Below are 2,063 nucleotides of genomic sequence, written 5' to 3' on the forward strand. Positions count from 1 at the left end.
CACCGTGGCACCCACAGCCACCCTCACCCCCCGCATCTTTGCCGACACCACCAGCAGCGCCACCGTCAGCAGCTCGCAGCTCGGCACCGCTTACCTCGTCAACAGCAGCGTGAGTGTGACTTCGCTGGCCGACATCACCCGACAGGCCGATGGTTTGTGGAACAGCGTGGCCATTGGGCAGAGCGACACCAGCACCGCCTTGGGCTTGAGCGGCTTGAGCGACGGCAGCTATGTGCTCTACACCGTGGACGCGGTGGGCAACCTGAGTGCCGCCAACAGCCAGACCTTGACGGTCGATAGCACAGCACCCACGGCCACCCTCACGACGGCCAGCTTGGCCAACACCGCCAGCGCCACCGTCAGCAGCTCGGAAGTCGGCACCGCTTACCTCGTCAGCAGCAGCGTGAGCGTGACTTCGCTGGCCGACATCACCAGCCAGGCCGATGGCTTGTGGAACAGCGTGGCCATTGGGCAGAGCGACACCGACACCCACCTCAGCCTGAGCGACTTGAGTGACGACAGCTATGTGCTCTACACCGTGGACGCGGTGGGCAACCTCAGTGCGGCCAGCAGCCAGGGCCTTACCGTGACCGGCGTGGACCAGGGCGCCGTGGCCGCCGGCACGGGTGGCTTTGTGATCAACCGTATGTCGGTGTGAGATAACAGTGGTTACAGCGTGTCCAACGCGGGCGACGTCAACGGCGACGGCTTGGCCGACTTGCTGGTGGGCGCGTCGTTCAGCAGCACCAGCGCGGGCAGCACCGCCGGACGCAGCTATGTGGTGTTTGGGACCAGTGCCACCCATGCCATCAACCTGAGCGCGCTGGCTGCGTGCAGCGGCGGGTTTGTGATTGATGGCGCATGTGCTGGCGATCAGAGCGGACGCAGTGATTCCAGCGCGGGCGATGTCAACGGCGACGGTTTGGCCGACTTGCTGATAGGAGCGCCTCAGGGCGACCCGAGCACAGGGCTTGATGCGGGGCGCAGCTACGTGGCGTGGGGCACCACGGGCACCAGCGTCATCCAGCTGAGCGCGGTGGCTGCGGGCAGCGGCGGCTTTGTCATTGATGGCGCATGTGCTGGCGATAAAAGCGGCGGGAGTGTGTCGGGCGCAGGCGATGTCAACGATAACGGCTTGGCCGACCTGCTGCTGGGAGGCCCTGTAAGCGGTAGCAACTCAGGCAGTACCGCCGGGGGCAGCTACGTGGTGTTTGGCAGCACCAGCACCAGCCCCATCCATTTGAGCGCGGTGAACGCAGGCGTCGGTGGCTTTGTTGTGATCAGCGGCCAGTCCACAGGTGACCATAATGGCACCAGCGTGTCGAGTGCGGGCGATGTGAACGGTGACGGCTTAGCCCACTTGCTGGTGGGGGCCCCCGCCAGCGACCCCAATGCACGCAACTTGGCCGGCCGCAGCTACGTGGTGGGGGGAACCACCGCCACCAGCGCCATCAACCTGAGCGCGGTGGCTGCGGGCACGGGTGGCTTTGTGAACCACCGCCAAGCCAGTGGTGACAACAGTGGCGCCAGCGTGGCGGGCGTGGGCGACGTCAACGGTCACGGTTTGGCCCACTTGTTGGTAGGCGCGCCCTTCAGCAGCCTGAATGCCGTGGGCAGCTACTTGGTGTTTGGCACCACCCGCACCAACGCCATCAACCTGAGCGCGGTGACTGCGGGCACGGGCGGCTTTGTGATGGATGGGGAGTGCAGTGGCAACCAACGTGGCTACAGCGTGTCGCGGGCAGGCGATGTGAATGGCGACGGCTTGGCCGACTTGTTGGTGAGCGCACCGCTCAGCAGCACCAGCACAGGTCCCCAAGCTGGGCACACCTACCTGGTGTTGGGTACGACCAGCACCAGCACCATTGAATTGAGCAACGTGGCCGCAGGCCCAGGGGGCTTTGTGATCAATGGTGCATGTGCCGGTGATCAAAGCAGCTTCAGCGTGTCGAGCGCACGCGACGTCAACGGCGACGGCTTGGCCGACTTGCTGGTGAGCGCACCGTTCAGCAGCACCGGCGCGGGCAGCAACACCGGGCGCAGCTATGTGATTTTTGGTGCCG

At 65.2% G+C, this 2,063-nt stretch carries 2 protein-coding genes; both read left to right on the forward strand.

Annotated elements, in window-relative coordinates; genetic code table 11:
• A partial coding sequence (locus tag B9Z39_RS17035) for a hypothetical protein (RefSeq protein WP_158269527.1) occupies positions 1–658 on the forward strand: 658 nt, incomplete at its 5' end.
• Between the two features lie 18 nt (positions 659–676).
• Positions 677–2,063, forward strand: a 1,387-nt coding sequence (locus B9Z39_RS16810; protein WP_199221243.1) for an integrin alpha, incomplete at its 3' end; no start/stop codon positions are given.

Source organism: Limnohabitans sp. JirII-29 (genome assembly GCF_003063395.1).
Taxonomy (GTDB): domain Bacteria; phylum Pseudomonadota; class Gammaproteobacteria; order Burkholderiales; family Burkholderiaceae_C; genus Limnohabitans.